This is a genomic window from Geobacillus sp. G4 (genome assembly GCF_040327975.1).
GTDB lineage: Bacteria > Bacillota > Bacilli > Bacillales > Anoxybacillaceae > Geobacillus > Geobacillus thermoleovorans.
On record NZ_JBEPJY010000006.1, the window covers coordinates 26,735 to 44,334 of the forward strand.

Annotated in this window: 17 protein-coding genes; 16 read left to right on the forward strand and 1 reads right to left on the reverse strand. The window is 54.0% G+C overall.

Annotated elements, in window-relative coordinates:
- The first annotated feature begins 10 nt into the window (after window positions 1-10).
- Window positions 11-229 (forward strand): hypothetical protein, encoded by a 219-nt coding sequence (locus tag ABS784_RS08865; protein WP_352512191.1) that lies wholly within the window; start codon window positions 11-13, stop codon window positions 227-229.
- Between the two features lie 226 nt (window positions 230-455).
- Here the strand turns inward: ABS784_RS08865 and ABS784_RS08870 are convergent, their stop codons facing one another.
- A complete protein-coding gene (locus ABS784_RS08870) occupies window positions 456-842 on the reverse strand; it encodes a hypothetical protein (RefSeq protein WP_352512193.1) in 387 nt (128 codons plus the stop codon).
- 161 nt (window positions 843-1,003) lie between these two features.
- Between ABS784_RS08870 and ABS784_RS08875 the strand changes: the two genes are divergently transcribed.
- The 15 genes from ABS784_RS08875 to ABS784_RS08945 all read left to right on the forward strand — a co-directional run bounded on the left by ABS784_RS08875 (window position 1,004) and on the right by ABS784_RS08945 (window position 17,526).
- Window positions 1,004-1,975 (forward strand): ABC transporter ATP-binding protein, encoded by a 972-nt coding sequence (locus ABS784_RS08875; RefSeq protein ID WP_025039199.1) that lies wholly within the window; start codon window positions 1,004-1,006, stop codon window positions 1,973-1,975.
- A complete protein-coding gene (locus ABS784_RS08880; protein WP_011230984.1) occupies window positions 1,972-2,745 on the forward strand; it encodes an ABC transporter permease in 774 nt (257 codons plus the stop codon). The genes ABS784_RS08875 and ABS784_RS08880 overlap by 4 nt, the downstream gene beginning before the upstream one ends.
- 2 nt (window positions 2,746-2,747) lie before the next feature.
- Window positions 2,748-3,536: an ABC transporter permease gene (locus ABS784_RS08885; RefSeq protein ID WP_011230985.1), complete on the forward strand. Its 789-nt coding sequence runs from the start codon at window positions 2,748-2,750 to the stop codon at window positions 3,534-3,536.
- Between the two features lie 364 nt (window positions 3,537-3,900).
- Window positions 3,901-4,290, forward strand: a complete 390-nt coding sequence (locus tag ABS784_RS08890) for a MerR family transcriptional regulator (protein ID WP_011230986.1) — start codon at window positions 3,901-3,903, stop codon at window positions 4,288-4,290.
- Window positions 4,287-5,822 (forward strand): class I adenylate-forming enzyme family protein, encoded by a 1,536-nt coding sequence (locus tag ABS784_RS08895; RefSeq protein ID WP_014195650.1) that lies wholly within the window; start codon window positions 4,287-4,289, stop codon window positions 5,820-5,822. Before ABS784_RS08890 ends, ABS784_RS08895 begins: the two co-directional genes overlap by 4 nt.
- Window positions 5,823-5,845: 23 nt before the next feature.
- Window positions 5,846-7,528, forward strand: coding sequence for an acyl-CoA dehydrogenase family protein (locus ABS784_RS08900; protein WP_352512195.1), 1,683 nt, complete (start codon window positions 5,846-5,848; stop codon window positions 7,526-7,528).
- Window positions 7,529-7,649: 121 nt separating this feature from the next.
- The gene (locus ABS784_RS08905; protein ID WP_352512197.1) at window positions 7,650-8,591 is read left to right on the forward strand and encodes an alpha/beta hydrolase; all 942 of its coding nucleotides are present in this window, start codon (window positions 7,650-7,652) and stop codon (window positions 8,589-8,591) included.
- 135 nt (window positions 8,592-8,726) lie between these two features.
- Window positions 8,727-10,334: a GGDEF domain-containing response regulator gene (locus ABS784_RS08910; protein WP_352512199.1), complete on the forward strand. Its 1,608-nt coding sequence runs from the start codon at window positions 8,727-8,729 to the stop codon at window positions 10,332-10,334.
- An 18-nt stretch (window positions 10,335-10,352) separates the two neighbouring features.
- Complete coding sequence (locus ABS784_RS08915) at window positions 10,353-10,742, forward strand: response regulator (protein ID WP_352512200.1); 390 nt, start codon at window positions 10,353-10,355, stop codon at window positions 10,740-10,742.
- Entirely contained in the window at window positions 10,711-13,155 is a 2,445-nt protein-coding gene (locus ABS784_RS08920; RefSeq protein WP_352512202.1) for an ATP-binding protein, read from the forward strand. The genes ABS784_RS08915 and ABS784_RS08920 overlap by 32 nt, the downstream gene beginning before the upstream one ends.
- Window positions 13,156-13,347: 192 nt before the next feature.
- Window positions 13,348-14,031, forward strand: coding sequence for an SOS response-associated peptidase (locus ABS784_RS08925; RefSeq protein ID WP_352512204.1), 684 nt, complete (start codon window positions 13,348-13,350; stop codon window positions 14,029-14,031).
- Window positions 14,031-14,435 carry a thiol-disulfide oxidoreductase DCC family protein gene (locus ABS784_RS08930; RefSeq protein ID WP_352512206.1) on the forward strand — a complete coding sequence of 135 codons (405 nt, stop codon included), beginning with the start codon at window positions 14,031-14,033 and terminating at the stop codon, window positions 14,433-14,435. Before ABS784_RS08925 ends, ABS784_RS08930 begins: the two co-directional genes overlap by 1 nt.
- Window positions 14,436-14,498: 63 nt before the next feature.
- Window positions 14,499-14,894, forward strand: a complete 396-nt coding sequence (locus ABS784_RS08935; protein WP_352512208.1) for a hypothetical protein — start codon at window positions 14,499-14,501, stop codon at window positions 14,892-14,894.
- 343 nt (window positions 14,895-15,237) lie between these two features.
- Window positions 15,238-16,758 carry an NAD(P)H-hydrate dehydratase gene (locus ABS784_RS08940; RefSeq protein WP_352512210.1) on the forward strand — a complete coding sequence of 507 codons (1,521 nt, stop codon included), beginning with the start codon at window positions 15,238-15,240 and terminating at the stop codon, window positions 16,756-16,758.
- A 333-nt stretch (window positions 16,759-17,091) separates the two neighbouring features.
- Window positions 17,092-17,526, forward strand: coding sequence for a GNAT family N-acetyltransferase (locus ABS784_RS08945; protein ID WP_011230994.1), 435 nt, complete (start codon window positions 17,092-17,094; stop codon window positions 17,524-17,526).
- Window positions 17,527-17,600 lie beyond the last annotated feature (74 nt).

Genomic DNA, 17,600 nt, shown 5'->3' on the forward strand with positions numbered 1-17,600 from the left:
GGTCATATTGATGTTGTATACCGATCCGCGTCAAGCCATAACCTTGGTCGATGCCATTTCCCTCTTTCGCTGCCGGTTCGGCATGTTTGCCCGTTTGGCAGACCCAATGGCAGCTGATCCGCTAGTTTCGCAACGGGCAAGTTGGCGGGACAAAGGTTCACAAGAAAGCCTGGAAGATCTGTTCCGTTGGATCTTCCAGGCTTTTTTGCGGCTAAAATCATTCAGTTGACCGGCATCGACAGCAGACAAGGGGATTGCAGACAGAGGCAACTCGTTTGAAACGCACGATCGTTTGTAAGCTGACCAAAGAAACGGGGGGCTGTTCAAGGGATGACTCATTCAGCCAAAACATTATCCGGTGAGCTCAGCAAAGATGAGAAACAAACGCGGAGAAAAACGGCGAAATAATGGGGCTATTGAGCATCGAAAAGATGAACCGGACGGAAGGGTCGGCCCTAATACAGATTGAGCGCCGTTTTGACCCGCTTGATCTCCTTTTTGTTTTCGAACAGCTCTTCAACTAAAATGTTTTGGCCGTTGGCGACATCGGTGATCCGTTTGTCCATGTCGGCCACTTGCTGGCTTAATTGGTTGAGTTGTTCATTCGTTTGCTGCACTTGTTTGGCGAGCTGGTCGACTTGCTCATGAGTTTGCTGTACTTGGTGGTTCAGCTGCTGCACTTGGCTGTTAAGGTGTTGGACTTGTTGGCCCAGTTGCTGCACTTGCTCGTTTGTTTGTTGCACCTGTTGGCCCAGTTGCTGCACTTGTCCGTTCGTTTGTTGCAGCTGCTCGGCAAGTTCTTTAATGGCTTGCCAAATCATTTCATTTGAGATCGCTCCCATTCGACAATCCCCTTTCTGGTTCGATTCTCCTTCTATTATACATGACGAAAGAAAGAGATGATAGAAGAAAGATGACGAAACGTTTTTCTTTGCGGCGCGTCCTTCGAATGTGATATAACAAAAGAATGTCAGTAGTATGCACATACTGGAGGATGAACATGGTGATCCGTGTCAGCCATTTGCATAAATCGTTCCGCGTCCATCGCCGCGAAGCGGGATGGCTTGAGGCGGCGCGCAGTTTATGGCGGCGCGACTACCGCGTCATTGAGGCGGTGAAGGACGTTTCGTTTACGATTGAAAAAGGGGAGATTGTCGGCTTTTTAGGTCCAAACGGGGCGGGGAAAACGACGACGATGAAAATGCTTGCTGGCCTCTTGCATCCGACATCAGGAGAGATCACGGTCGGCGGGTTTGTGCCGTTTGAGCAAAAGCCGGAGTTTAAAAAAATGATGAGCTTGGTGATGGGGCAAAAAAGCCAGCTCATTTGGGACATCCCGCCGATGGAGACGTTTTTGGTCAATAAAGCCATTTATGACATCGACGATCGGGCTTTCCGCCAGACGCTCGAGGAATTGACGGAACTGCTCGACTTGGCGTCGCTGTTGGACAAGCCGACGCGCAGTCTGTCGCTCGGGCAGCGGATGCGCTGCGAGCTGGCGGCGGCGCTTTTGCATCGGCCGCAAGTGTTGTTTTTGGATGAGCCGACGATCGGGCTTGACGTTCATACGCAAGAAAACGTGCGTCGCTTTATCGTTGACTACAATCGGGAGCACGAGACGACGATTTTGTTGACATCGCATTACATGGGTGATGTTGCAGCGCTTTGCGACCGGGTGATGATCATCAACTACGGGCGATTGATTTACGACGGGGAACTGTCAGTGCTGACGGAGAAGCTGGCGCCGTACAAGCGATTGGAAGTCCGGTTTTCACGGGTTCCGGACATGGATTGGGGAGAGTATGGCGAAGTGGCGGAAATCGAAGAAGGAACAGTCGTATTGCGGGTGGCGCGCGAGAAGGCGGCGGGGACAGCAGCGCGGTTATTAGAGCGGTTTGATGTCCGCGACATCAATATTGAAGACCCGCCGCTTGAGGAAGTGATTACGCGCGCGTTTCAGGAGGAGCGTGTATGATTCGCAAATATATCGCTTTGTTGCGGATGAAATACATCGAAATGCTCGCGTATCGTTTGGCGACGTTCGTCTGGATGACGGGTGCGATCACGCAGCCGCTGATCACGATGTTTGTCTGGATGAACATTCATCCGGAAGAGAGCGATTCGTTTGTCTTTTATTTTATGGCCGTCATTTTTGTCGAACGAATGACGAGCGCGTGGGATGTATGGGAGCTGGACCGTGAAATTCGCGAAGGGACGTTTTCGAATTGGTTGCTGCGGCCGCTTCACCCGATCCATTGGGCGATCGCGGAAAACATCATTTATAAATGGCTGTTTGCCGTCATTTTAGTGCCTGTCTGGGTAGTGGCAGCGACATTTTGGCCGGCGCTTCGTCCTCACATGACGGCAAGTCAAATCATGTTGTTTTTGATGGCGGTTGTATTGGGTGCGGCGCTTCGTTTTTTGCTTAGTTACTCGTGCGGGTTGCTTGCGTTTTGGATGACGAAAGTGGCGGCTGTGTACGGCGTGATCGACGTCATTTCGTTGTTTTTGTCAGGACGGATCGCGCCGCTTGGGCTGCTTCCGCCGCAGCTTCGCGAATGGAGCGAGTGGCTGCCGTTTCGCTATATGATCAGTTTTCCGATCGAAATCGCCACCGGGGCGGCGGATGGAGGAGAGTTGGCGCGCGGCTTTGCGATCGCCGCCGGGTGGATGATGGCGCTGATTGGTGCTTTGCAATGGCTGTGGAAAGCGGGGATGAGAAAAAATCAGGCGGTAGGTGGATGAACATGCGGCGATACGGGCGGGTGTTCCGCGAGTTTTTCCGCGCTTGTTTGGTCGAGGAAATGGAATACCGGAGCGAATTTTTCGGCAATTTTATCGCCAGCTTTTTTGGCATCGCAATCGCTCTGTTGACCGTCCATATCTTTTTTTACCAGACGGATCGCTTAGGCGGCTGGACGTATGGGGAAGTGCTTGTGCTGCTCGGCGTCTTTAATACGCTGCGCGGATTCATCGATTTTGCGCTCCGCCCGAACATGCCAAGGCTGCTTGAGCATGTCAGGCGCGGCACGCTCGATTATATTTTGACGAAACCGGTCGACAGCATGTTTTACGTCAGCTTCCGCCACCTTGTCTTTTGGCGGCTTATCGATGTGGCGCTTGGCATCGGCGTCATCGGCTTCGGCTTGTATGTTGAACGCTACGTGCCATCGGCGGCCGACGTATGCATGTTTCTGATCGTGATGGCCGCTTCTCTTTTGCTCATTTATTCGCTATGGATGATGTTGATGACGACCTCGTTTTGGGTCGTGCGCATCGATGACTTGTCGTTTATTTTCGATTCGTTTTTTGATACGGCCCGCTTTCCCGGCAGCATGTACCGCGGGGCGGTGCGGTTGGTGATTACCTACATCTTGCCGGCGGTGTTGATCACCAATACGCCGGCTTTGGCGCTGCTTGGAAAATGGCGCATCCCGACAGCGCTGGCGGCTTTGGCTGCGGCCATTCTCTTTTTATGGCTGGCCCGTCGCTTTTGGCGGTTTGCCTTGCGCTTTTACACCGGGGCGGGCGGGTGAGGAAACGGCTCCTTAGACAGGGGCTTTTTTCTTTTGTCATGGTGATTTCGCCAGGGAATCAGCGGCGCGTATATCGACCCATGCCGTCCGATTCGCTTCTGGCCGCCATGAATAATGGAAAAGCGTTTCAGTGCTGATGACCTGTGCGTTCGGTCGACTGTCTCTTTCTTTGCATTGGCTTAGGATGTCTCCTTTCGCCGACGGCTCCCAGATCCATTTTTTCCATATTGATGGTTGGATGGCGGAGAGAATGGACACGGAGAAGGGGGAGGATGACTGTTTCTTTGCTTTCATATTCGTTGACTTTTACGTAAACGTCAATTAAAATAAAATTCAGAATATTGATTCTAGAAAAGGGATGGCCATGCACTATTTCACCATTTCCGATTTGGCGCAAGAGTTTGATGTGAGCACACGGACGATCCGCTATTATGAAGAACGCGGATTGCTCTCCCCGATTCGGACCGAGTCAGGGCAGCGGCTGTATACGAAAAAGGAGCGGGCGAAACTCAAGCTCATTTTGCGCGGCAAACGGTTCGGCTTTTCGCTTGACGAAATTCATGAGATGATTGCGCTGTTTGATGAGGATCGCACGGGGAAGAAACAGCTTGAAAAAACGGTCGAATACGGGCGGCGGAAATTGAAGGAGGTGAGCGAGCGGATCGAGGATTTGCTTCAGCTGAAGGCGGAGATGGAAGCGCTGCTTTCCGATTTTGAACAGCGATTGCGAGAATGGGAGGAATCGGATGGATGAACATTTCAGAGCTGCTCGCCCGGAATGCGAGGAAATTTCCAGAGAAAACGGCGGTCATCGAAGGAGAATCATCGCTGTCGTATGCCGAGGTCAACTGCATGGTCAATCGCTTGGCCTCATCATTGGCTCGGCTTGGTGTCGGACGCGGCGATAAAGTCGCGCTGTATATGCCCAATACCAAAGAGTTTGCCGTTTCGTACTTTGCTGTTTTGCGCCTTGGCGCGGTTGTTGTGCCGATTAACGCGCGCTTGACGGCGGCTGAGGTGCAGTATATTCTCGGCCATAGCGAGGCAAAGGCGCTCATCGCCCACGATTGGGTGCATCAAGTGCTCGCCCCGCTTGTCGGTGGAAGCGATGGAATCTGGGTGAAGACCGGGAAGGCGGAAGGCGGTTGGCTGTCGCTCGAGGAGTTGATCGATTCGGGTGATCCAGAAGAGATCGTCTGCCCAGCCAAAGAGGATGATGAGGCGACGATTTTGTATACATCGGGGACAACGGGGCGGCCAAAAGGGGTGTTGTTCACGCATCGCAATGTGATCACGGTTGCGGACATGATCGTGATCGAAACGAAAATCGACCGTCAAAGCCGCCTGCTGCATCTCATGCCGCTCAGCCACTCAGCGCCGCTTCATTTGTTTTTCATAGGCGGCACGTACGTCGGTGCGACCCATGTCCTAGCGCCTGCGTTTTCCCCGGATGCGTTGCTCGAACTGGTCGAGCGTCACAAGATCACCCACTTTTTCGGCGCGCCAGTGGCGTATTTGTTGACGGCGAAGCATCCGCGGTTTGACGAATACGACCTTTCTTCGGTCCGTTGCTGGATGTACGGCGGGGCTCCGCTGTCGCGTGAGGAAGTGAAGTTTGTCGCCAGCCGCTTTGGCGCCGGGCGGATGATGTGTTTATACGGTTTGACCGAAGCCGGCCCGAACGGGACGTACTTGTCTCCTGAGGAGCATGGCGAAAAAGCGGGGAGCGTCGGCCGAGATGCCGCTCTTCATTGCGAGGTGGCCCTCGTCGATGAGAACGGACAGGAAGTTGCGCCCGGCGAGGTCGGGGAGATCGTGCTGCGCGGGGAGAGCATCATGAAAGGATACTACAAGGACGAAGAAAAAACGAACGAGGTGATCAAAGACGGCTGGCTGTACACCGGCGATTTGGCGCGCCGCGATGAAGACGGCTACATTTGGATCGTCGACCGGAAAAAAGATGTCATCATTTCCGGCGGTGTCAACATTTATCCAAAGGAAGTCGAAGATGTGCTGCGAACGCATCCGGCGATCGCCGATGTTGCCGTGATCGGCGTGCCGCATCCGGAGTGGGGCGAAACAGCAAAAGCGTTTGTTGTATTGAGCCAACCTCTCGAACCGCTTGCGGAAGAGTGCAAGCGTTTCCTATCTGACAAGCTGGCTGACTATAAAATTCCGCGTCTGTATGAGGCGATCGCTGAACTGCCGCGCAATGCGACGGGAAAAGTGTTGAAACAAGTGCTGCGGATGTGGGAGACGACGGCGCAGGGAGCACAGGGACGATAAGAAGAGGGGAAAGGGGAGAGACGATGAAACCGCTTTATGAAGTCGATCCGAATTTGCTGGTGAATTTGAAACGGCATTTGGATGACGAATTGTATCGGTATGCGGAAGAAAAGCTCGCGTCGTTTTACGAATTTTGCTTGACGGACGTCGACCGCCGCGCCGTGCACACCGACCGCGAAGGGCAGCCGCGCCTCATCAAGTACGACCGGTTTGGGAACGACATTTCCGAAGTATGGGTAAACGAAGGATACGTGCAGACGGCAAAACAGACGTACGAAACGGGCATTGTCGGTTATGTGCACAAACCGATTCCCGATCTTGGAAGAAAAGGAAACTACATGTATTCGTACGCCCAAGGGTACATTTTATCCCAAGCTGAGCCCGGGTTTTATTGTCCGGTGACGCTGACGATGGCAACCGCCTATGTGCTTGAACATTTCGCCGACGACGAGTTAAAAGCACGGTACTTGCCCCATGTCACTTCCACCGGTGAGGTCGAACTGTATGAAGGGGCGACGTTTTTAACCGAGCGCCAAGGCGGGTCGGACGTTGGCGCCAACGCGGTGCGTGCTGTGCCGTGCGGCGACCATTATAAACTATATGGGGAAAAATATTTTGCCAGCAATGCCGGCCGCTGCGGCGTGGCGCTCGTATTGGCGCGCATCGACGGGAGCGGGCCGGGGACGAAAGGGCTGAGCTTGTTCCTTGTCCCGTGGCGCAAAGAAGATGGGACGTTAAACGGCATCTCGATTCGCCGCCTGAAAGATAAGTTAGGAGTGCGCGCCGTGCCGTCGGCCGAAGTCGTGTTTGACGGGGCCGAGGCGTATGTGGTCGGCGATCCGCGGAAAGGCTTCTACTATATGATGGAAGCGCTTAATCTCTCGCGCGTCTGCAATGCGGTTGCTTCCGTCGGCATCATGAAGCGGGCGCTTGAAGAGGCGAAACAATACGCTGAGCGACGCACTGCCTTTGGCCATGTCTTGACGGATTACCCGATGGTGCGCGAGACGCTTGCCAATTTGACGGCGAGACAGGAAGTGGAAACGAGCGCCTGCTTTGACATGATCGCCTTGTTTGACCGCGTCATGACCGCGCCTCATGAAACGGACGGGGCGGAGAAAGCATGGCTCAGGCTTTTGATCGCACTTCTTAAAATGCGCACCGCCGAAGAGGCGATTGCCTTTAGCCATGAGGCGATTGAACTGCACGGCGGCAACGGGTATATCGAAGATTTTGTCACCCCGCGCCTGCTTCGTGACGCCCAAGTGCTGACCGTTTGGGAGGGAACGGCGAATATTTTGGCGCTCGAGGTGCTGCGTTTGATGCGCAAATACCGCATTCACGAGCGGTTCATCGCGGAGATGAAGGAGCGGCTTGAGCGGTTGACGGCCGAGGTTAAGCCGCTTGCCCGCCCGGCTGAAGAAGGGTTGAAGGAGTTGGTGGCCGCGCTCGCCCGTCTTGGCGGCCAAGCGGATGAGGTGCAGACGTTTCATGCTAAGACGATTGCCAATCGGATGTGTGATTTGTATTTGAGCGTTATTGCTCTTGAGCGCGGGCAAGAAAACGAGCGGAATCGGCTGATTGCTGAGCTGTTTTTGCGCCGCGTCTGGGAGCGCGGGCTCGTGGACGAACAGATGGCGTCGGTGCGCGAGTTTGACTTGATCGTCAGATGTAAAGGAGCGTCTGCGCCGCTCGCGCATTCGTAAGTTGGCGGCATGAAGCGGGCCATGGGCGAAAGGGATGTTCGTTTTTGGCGGACATCTCTTTTTTGACTGCCAAATGAGCAATTCAACAAGTAGGATGAAAGAAAGGAAGGGGAAAACGGACATGGAAGTGGTGCGCACGCCGCGCCGGACAAAACGGCGCGTTTGGATTTCTGCGGCCATTGGCGTTGTCATTTTGGGGTTGCTCGCCTGCGTCGGTTTGTCCGTTTATGTCGGCTGGCAGCTGACGCATAAACCGCGCGAGCCGGTTACCATGACGCCGAAAGACTATGGCATGGCGTATGAAAGTGCGACATTTACAAGCAAAGATGGGAAAACGGCGCTCGAAGGCTGGATCATTCCGCCTAAAGGAGCGGCGAAGATGACGGTCATTTTTGCCCATGGGTATGCCGGCAACCGGATTCAGAAAAACGTGCCGTTTTTGCCGCTCGCCAAGCGGCTTGTTGACGACGGGTACCGCGTCATCTTGTTTGATTTTCGCGCGAGCGGCGAGTCGGGAGGCGATATGATTACGATCGGCGTCAAAGAGAAAGACGATCTGCTTGGCGTGATCGATTACGCGAAAACGCACTACCGCGAGCCGGTTGCCTTGTACGGCATTTCGATGGGGGCGGCGACGTCGATATTGGCGGCGGCCGAGGACAGAGATGTTCACGGGGTGATTGCGGACAGCCCGTTTAGCGACCTTGAATCGTATTTGCGCGCCAATATGCCGGTATGGACGCACTTGCCCGATGTGCCGTTTACGTATTTGATTTTAGCGATCGTCCCGGCGCTTGCGGATTTGGATTTGGGTGTGTCTTCGCCCATCCATGCGGTCGATCGTGTCGCGCCGAGGCCGATTTTGTTCATCCACAGCAAAGACGACCGTTCGATTCCATACAAAGAAAGTGTGAAGTTGTACAACACCCATCCGCATGCGTTTCAACTATGGCTGACGGACAAAGCGGATCATGTGAAAAGTTTCTCGCTGTATGGCGACCAATACGTGAATCGCATGCTCTCCTTTTTGCGGTCGCTCGAGCAACAGCAACCAAAGAAATAAGCATTTGGTCGTATACAGAACATAAAAAGCCATATATAATGTAAGGAGAGTGGAACGGCTTCGGCGGTTCCTTCTTTTTTGCGCCCGCTGACTTATTGGATCGGGGATGAGAAAACGGGAGGGTCGCGTTCGGTCATGGACAAATACAAAGAGCATTTTTGGCGCAATATTCGTGCCAAATTGGAACAGTGGGAGCAGGAAGAAGCGATTACGTATGAAGATGTGTATCGGTTTTTTCATAACATCGTCGGAACGGCCGCTGTCATTGGGATGGAAGAGTTGGGGAAAAGAGCGTGCCGGCTGATGAAGCGGCTTGAGGCGGAAAACGGGAAACTGTGGACGCCAGCCGAGCTGAAAGAGCACGTATATGAGTTGATGCATTGGTATTATGACGAAACGTACCGCGATGTTCCTACTCATTTTTCTTTTTCGTCGGCGGACGCCGACGAAGCGCCGCTTATCTTGCTTGTCGATGATGATGCGCTCTTTTTAATGTATATGAAAGAGCAAATCGAGAAAGTAGGCTGGCAGATTGTCACCGTTGCCCAACCGGAAAAGGCGGTGACACAATTGTATGAGGTGAAGCCGGACTGCGTTGTCATCGACGTGCATATGAACGGAACAGACGGTTTGACGGTGCTCAAGGAATTGAAGGCGGCGCTTGGCCAACAATTTGTTCCAACTGTGGTCATCAGCGCCGATGATCGCGAAGAGGTGCGTCTGCAAAGTTACGCGTCCGGTGCTGATGATGTTATGGTAAAACCGTTTGCCTTACCGGAATTTATCATTCGAGTGCATCGGTTGTTGGAGCGGAAAAAACAGTTGGAAGGGCTTCTGCTTGTCGATGAGCTCACTCGGTTATACAACCGCAAATATTTGCCTGAGGCCTACCGCCAGCTCGAAAGCGAGCGGGAGCGGCTTGGGGAGCCGTACTGCATCGCATTGCTCGACCTAGATCATTTTAAGCAGATTAACGACCAGTATGGTCATTTAGTTGGAGACGAGGTGCTGCGTGAATTTGCGGCGCTCCTTCGGCATGGAACACGGCCAAACGATTTAGCGTTCCGCTTCGGGGGCGAAGAGTTTCTTCTTTTTTTGCCGAAAACGATGCAACACGATGCGTTTGAAGTCATTGAACGGCTCCGTAATCAATTTCGTTCCCGCTCATTTTCCGGAGGGGGCACGGCGTTTCGTTGCACGTTTTCTTGTGGGATCGTGGAGGTGAACGAGGGAGGCGCGCCGCTTGAATATTGGCTTGAGCGGGCGGACGGGGCGTTGTATGCGGCAAAAAACGGCGGGAGGGATCGGACAGTGGCCGCCGAAAAGATAGATGACATGCGGCAGCGAAAAACGGTGAAAATGGCCGTCGTTGACGATGATGTGATCGTTCGCACGGTTGTGGCTGATCTTCTCGAACACATTGCCCGAGATCGGAAAGAGCAGTGTGAAGTGCGGGCATTTGCCGATGGGGTATCGTTCATCGAATCGTCATGGCACGAAGGCCATTCGCCGTGCCTTGTCATTCTTGACGGGATCATGCCGAAAATGGACGGGATTGAAGTGTTGCGCCGTCTTCGCAGCCGCCGCGATGAGTCGCGCTATAAAATTATTATGTTAACAATGCGCCAAAGTGAAGAAGATATCGTACGGGCGCTTCAGTTAGGAGCGGATGATTATATAACGAAACCGTTTAAACGGCTTGAGCTTGAGGCGCGGGTCAGCCGATTGTTGAAACGGATGTAGCGAGGGAGGGGAAGCTGATTGAAACAGATTTTGCTTGTGGAAGATGAAGAAGTGTTGCGCATGCTAGCGGCCGATTTGTTGACCGATGAAGGGTATAAGGTGGACGAAGCGGCGGACGGGGCCGAGGCGCTCAAGAGGCTGCGCGAACGCGATTATGATTTGGTGCTGCTCGATTATATGCTGCCGTTTTATAGCGGCGTCGAGGTGCTGGAACATTTTCGCCGTGAATGTCCGGAGAAGCGTCCGAAAGTGATCATGCTGTCGGCGAAAACCCAGCCGGCCGACCGAGAGCGGGCGTTGGCGGCCGGTGCGGATCTGTTTATCGAAAAACCGTACCGCCCATTTGAATTCGTGAAGAAAGTGAATGAGGTGCTGCATGAGACGGATGGCAGTCCACTTTCGCCGTAGCGTGGCATCCCGATTTGTATGGCTCATGGCTGGATTTACGGTTTTGTTTTTTCTCGGCTCGGCGCTGCTCGTGATGTACCAGCAGTCGCTCACCCGTTCGTTCGAGGCGGTGCAACAGGCGCTCGAGCAAAAGGAAATTCGCACCCATCAGCTTGATCGGGCGTTTACCCAAGCGTTTTTTGATGTGCGCGGCTATTTTGCGTTCGGACGTCCGTCGTTCAAAGAAAGCGTTTTTCAGCAACAAGAAACTGCGAAACAAGTATTGAGAGAAATGGAACCGTTGGCTGTCCATCCGGAAGACGAGCGGTTTCTTCGCGATGCCCACGACTTTTTCATCCGCTATTTCGAACAGCTCGTGCCGAAAGCAATAGAGGCTTTTGAGCGCGGCGACCGACGGGAAGTGGCGTTGATCGCGGAAAACGGCGGCACGGCGGCGGTGCAAAGTTTTCAAAAGCGGCTTGCCGCCTATCATGATACGCTGATCGACCAGATGAAGCAAGAATATATCGATTTCAAGCGAAAACAGCAATACGGGCAAGCCGCATTTATCGCTTTTATCGCGCTGATGTTGTTTTTATTGCAGCGGCTTATGCGTTTGGCAGCAAGGCAAATCGGCCGCCCGCTCCAACAGTTTGCCGCCGCTGCGGAACAGTTTGCCAAACAAGGCGCAACTGTCGAATGGCCAACATTTGACGAGCAGGAAGATGAAATTGGCAAACTATCAAAAGCGTTTATGATGATGATGGAGAGCATTCGCGAAAAAGAGGAGCATCTGTTGGCGCAAAACGAAGAACTTCTCGCCCAGCAAGAAGAGCTCGAGGCCCAGCAAGCCGAGCTGGAGCAAGCGTTGGCCATGGCCGAGCGCCGCGAGCAGGAGCTGGCGCGCCGCAATGACCTTATTAAAGGCATGGCTCAGTCTCTTGACAAGCAGGAAGTGTTACATAGCGTCATCCGCCATTTATGCGCCATCATGAAGGCGGAACGGGGCATCATCGTCGTTGCCGATGAAGAGCGAGCGCATGCTTCGTTCGGTTTATCAGCGATGAGCGTGCATCGGTTTTTGCAGCAACTGTATAACGGTCTCGAACACCGCTTGCTCGAGACGAAGCAGGCATTCACCATCCGCCGCGAACTGCCGGGGTTTGAGCGCGGTTACCATGACGAACCGCTATATTCATACGATCTGTTCGTCCCTGTGTTGTCGCCAAGTGATGATGTGGAGGCGGTCATCGTCTTAAGCCGGTTCGGAGCAGCGTTCACGGATGATGAAGCGGTCGAGGCCGAACAGCTTGGCAAGCATATTTCGATTTCCTTGCAAAAACTTGCCTTATACGAGGAAGCGGAAAAAGATCGGCGTCTGACGGAAGATATTTTCAACCATTTGCCCGAAGGCATTCAGCTCGTCGACCTTCATGGAACGAACAAGCTAATGAACGGGCGGATGAAGGAATGGTTCGGCGCCGCGGCAGACGGATGGCAAGAGGCGCCGTATGCCGAGTGGAAACAGCGGCTTTGCGCATTGGCCACCGATGAGCAGGCGCTTAGCGTCTTTCTCGATCAGGCCGTTTTTGGTCCGGCGGATGAGTTATCCGTGATGACGTATGAACTCAAAGAGAATCGGATCGTTATGGAAGTTTATGCCGCACCGCTTTACCGAGGGGGAGCGAAATTTGGCACGATTTTCGTCCATCGCGATGTGACAAAGCAGGTGGAAGTTGATCGGATGAAATCGGAGTTGGTCAGCACGGTCAGCCATGAATTGCGGACGCCGCTGGCGGGCATTCTCGGTTTGGCGGAGCTGTTGCTCAACAGACCGCTTGCGCCGGAGCGGCAGCATAAATATTTGACGGCCATTTATCAAGAAGCCGAGCGGCTGACCGCTTTAATTAACGATTTTCTGGATGTGCAGCGCATGGAAGCCGGCCGACAAACGTATCATTGGGAGCCGGTTGACCTCGTTCCGGTCGTTGAAAAAGTCGTTGAAACAGAAAAACTGGGAACGGATATCCATGCGTTTTCAGTCTCCATAGAGACAAAGCGGACGGTGATCCGCGGCGACAGGGAACGGCTGCGGCAGCTGTTTACGAATTTAGTTCATAATGCGGTGAAATATTCTCCAGACGGTGGGACCGTTGCGATCCGGCTTTATGAGCATAGCGGCCGCTTGTGCGTCGATGTGCGGGATGAAGGGCTTGGCATCCCGGCTGAGGCGCTGCCGCATATTTTCGAGAAGTTTTACCGCGTTGATAATTCGGACCGCCGCCGCATCGGCGGAACAGGACTCGGCCTGACGATCGTCAAAGAGATTGTGAAAGCGCACGGCGGCGAGGTGGACGTCGTCTCGGAAGAGAAAAAAGGGAGCACCTTTACTGTTCGTTTTCCTATGGCGTCGATCACGCAAGAGATCAACTGAAGCTTCTTTTCATCAAGTGGCCGGATTTCCCCTCGGCCGCTTTTTTTGTAAACTGATAAAGAAAGGAATGGGATCATCTAGAAACACTTACCCTTTCATCACATGAGCGCACATGGGGAGAGTGTTGTTGGCAGTTTTCTGGTAGAAGATCGTTTTCTTCCTTGAAGCTAACGAGAAGAAGGGGGAAGAGGCATGTGCGGTCGGTTTACCTTAACGGTTGATTTGTTGGCGTTGCAGGAGCGGTTTCACTTCCGTTATGAAGGTTCGCTTGCTCCCCGGTTCAACATCGCCCCGGGTCAAGATGTGCTGACCATCGTCGCCGAAGGGGGAGAGAGAGTCGGGAAAATGATGTGCTGGGGGCTTGTACCGTTTTGGGCAAAAGATGTCCGCATCGGTGCGAAGATGATCAACGCCCGGGCGGAAACGATCGATGAAAAGGCGAGTTTTCGCCATGCGTTCAAGCGGCGGCGCTGCTTGATTTTAGCCGATGGGTTTTTTGAATGGAAAAAGGAAAGAACGAAAAAAGTGCCGTACCGGTTTACCCTCAAAACCGGCGAGCCGTTTGCGTTCGCAGGGTTGTGGGAGCGCTGGGATGGGCCAAGCGGGCGGCTTGAGACGTGCACGATCATTACGACGAGGGCGAACGAGCTCATCGCCCCCATCCACGACCGGATGCCGGTCATACTGCCGCCTGAACGACATGAAGACTGGCTAGATCCGCGTTTGGACGACAGCGAGTATTTGAAGTCGTTGTTGCTGTCGTATCCTCAAGAGCAAATGCAGATGTACGAAGTGGCGCCGCTCGTCAACTCGCCGAAAAATGATGTGAGCGCTTGCATTGAACCCGTCAACAGCCGGTCGATGGAGGGAATGTGATGCATCCTATCATCTTATTTGATGGCGATTGCTTGTTTTGCCATGCGAGTGTGCATTGGATTGCTGCCCGCGACCGAAAGGCAGTATTCCGCTTTGCGGCGCAACAAAGCGCTGTTGGTCAAGCATTGTTGGCAAACGGGGAGGCATCGGCGAAAGACAGTGTCGCCCTCATCGAGAACGGCTGCTGTTATGTCAAATCTGCCGCTGTCCTGCGCATCGGTCGACGCCTTTCGTGGCCGTGGAATTGGCTGGCAGCGGTTGGATTTCTCGTTCCGCGGCTGTTGCGTGATCATATGTATGACGCGATTGCCAACCGCCGTCATCGTCTCGCTGCGAAGCGTGATCGTTGTCAGCTGCCGCCGCCTGAGCTGCGATCTCGTTTTCTTGACAAATTGCCGCGGTGAAGAAGGAAAATATGCCTATTTGTCGTATTGAGAAGGGAAAGAAACGAGGGAGGGGAAATGGGCATGACAAACGAAACAAAACGGTGGCTCGAACAATGCACCGTTGCGGCGCTTGAGCAGTTTGCCGATGATTTGGCGGCCGAAGCGGAACAAAGTGAGGAAGAGGCCCGCCGTCGATTTTATGAAGGCATGGCAGTGGCGGCAAAGCTCGTGGCATTGCGGTGGGAAGGAAAATGTACGTACATCGACGGCGACTTGATTGACAACGTATATGAAGCGCTTGTGGTCTTTTCTCTTGAAAAACTGGAAGAGGAATTGACGCTCGAAACGCAAGCCGATTCCAGCAGCCGATGCTCGTTTTGCCTCAAAGAAAAACCGAGGCTGGCTAAAGGTCCACTGGCGGCGATTTGTGACGATTGCCTGCAGTTTGGGCTGCAAGCGATCGCCAAGCAGCCGTGACCAGGCGGCGGTCATCGCGAGGGCGATGGCCGTCGTTTTTCCGCATAGCGGATGAAGCGGGTAGGACAAGGCGAGCAACACGGCGATAAAGGCGATGACGCCGCTCCAATGAAAATGCGCCTAGACGCAGCCGCCGGCTGTTCCGGCAAGGCTTGATCCTAAATCATACATTGATGATGGGAAGGCGCGGCAGGGAATGTCAAACGTTTCATGAACGCTCCATAAAGACCGCTCCATCGGGCATCGTGGTTCGTTCTCGAAGCCTGATTCTCCCATGGCCAACATGTGTAAAAGATGGAGCGTCAAGGGGGACGGAGGTCAAAAGAAACGAGGAGGAAGGAGAATGATTCCAATCGTAACATCTGATGAAATGTATGCCATCGACCGAGAAGTGACGGAGAGGATCGGCATTAGCGCTGATTCATTGATGGAAAACGCGGGGCAGGCGCTGTTTTCAGCGCTGAAAGAACGCATTTCACGCGCTGCTAACGTAGCGGTGCTTGCCGGGGCGGGCAACAACGGCGGGGATGGGTTTGTCGTTGCCCGCATGTTGAAAAGCTACGGCTACGAAACCGATGTATGGCTCGTTCCACCAAAGGAAAAGGTGAAAGGAGCGGCGCGTACCGCGCTTGAGGTGTACGAGCGGTCCGGCTATTCGTGGAACGCTTATGAGGGGAATGAGCGGGCGTTTGCGGCGCGCGTGCCGCATTATGATGTCATCATCGACGCACTGCTTGGCATTGGCGTCAAGGGGGAAGTTCGTTCTCCGTATCAAGAAATCATTGAACAACTGAACCGCTCGCGGGCTGTTGTGTATGCAATCGATGTGCCAAGCGGGGTGCCGGCGGATGGCGGTGATGTCGCCGCGGCCGTTCGCGCGGATGTGACGCTCACCATTCACTGTCCGAAGCTTGGGGCGTACACGTTTCCAGCGGCCGATTATTACGGGGAGCTTGCTGTTGTGGATATCGGCATTCCGCCGGTCGTGGTCAAAACGAATGCAGTCCGTCGGTTTGTGTGGGAACGAAGCGATGTCATACGAACGATGCCAAAACGGAAGCGGTCTTCGCATAAAGGAACGTACGGCAAACTGCTTGTCGTCGGCGGGTCGAAGGCGATGGCTGGAGCGGTGACGCTCGCCGCTAAAGCGGCGCTGCGAAGCGGGGCCGGACTTGTGACCATGGCTGTTCCGGAAACGGTGTACGAGGCGGTCGCCAACCGGGTGCCGGAGGCGATGTGTCGGCCGTGGCCAGCCGAGGGCGGCGCGTTTGCCGGCGCGGCTGATTGGGACGGGCTTGATGTGGATGCGATGGCGATCGGCCCCGGGCTGGGGCGGACGGAAGGGGTGCGCCGTCTTGTTGGGGAGTTGGTGCGAAAGCCGGTGCCCCTTATCCTCGATGCCGATGCCCTATTTTTCTGGGATGATTACGTCGAACAGGTGCGCCGCCGAAGCGCGCCGACGGTGATCACCCCGCATCCGGGGGAAATGGCGCGCATCGTCCGTCGCTCCATTCGCGAGGTGGAGCACGACCGCTTTGGGGTATCCAAGCGGTTGGCGATGGAATATGGCGTGTATGTCGTGTTGAAAGGGCCATATACGATTGTTACGGCGCCGGATGGAGCGCAATATGTGAACACAACCGGCAATCCGGCTTTGGCGAAAGGCGGCAGCGGTGACGTGTTGACGGGCATCGTGGCGGCGTTTTTGTTGCAGCACGAGGCGGTGCAGCCTGCGGTGAGCAATGCGGCGTTCGTGCATGGAAAGGCTGCTGATTGGCTTGTTCAACACGGTCATTCGCCTTGGGATGTATTGGCGTCGGACGTTGTGGAGGCCTTGCCGGCTGTGCTCGCTTCGCTGGCGTGATCAACCGGTCCATTGAAAGGGGCGCTGGGGGATGAAAACGATCCAGCTGGCTTGCGAATAACCGGCTGGCGTTTTCTTTCTCCCAGCCTTCTGCGCATAAGGCATGTGGTTCGGGCGCAAACTTTACCGCTGAGGCCGTATTTGCGGCTGCAGCTGTAATCGTTGGTTTATCAGCCGACAATCTTCCACTGATCGCTGGGCTGCGCCCTTCACGCGCTTGAAGCGGGAGTCTTCTTTCGAAACGATGATCAACGTTGCGGAAAGGCGGAAGTTCCATTTTTGGACAAACATGGATATCATGAATGTAGAAATAGAAGAAGGGAGATGGGAGTCATGCCGCAATTTGTTTGGCTCGAGACGGAGGAGGAAGTAAGAAGCGCTTTTCCGGTCATGCGGGAGCTGCGCACTCATTTGGATGAAGAAACGTATGTCGCGCTTGTGCGTGAAGCGCAAGAAAAAGAAGGGTATAAGCTTGCGGCGTTATATGATCAGGACAAAATGGTTGCCGTTGTCGGATTCATGCCGATGATCACGCTCTATAACGGCCGTTTTATTTGGGTTTGCGATTTGGTCACGACATCAGCCGAACGTTCGAAAGGGTATGGAAAAGCGTTGCTGTCGCATGTGCACGAATGGGCGAAGGAGCACGGCTACGGGATTGTCTCGCTGTCATCCGGCCTGCAACGGGTTGACGCCCATCGCTTCTATGAGGAGAAAATGGAATATCAAAAAGTGAGTTATGTGTTTTTGAAACGCTTATCGATTTGAATCCGACGGCGTCCGTTCAGCGGGCGCTTTTCATTTTGTGGTAGAAAGTTGTTCCACTTTTCATTATAATAAAA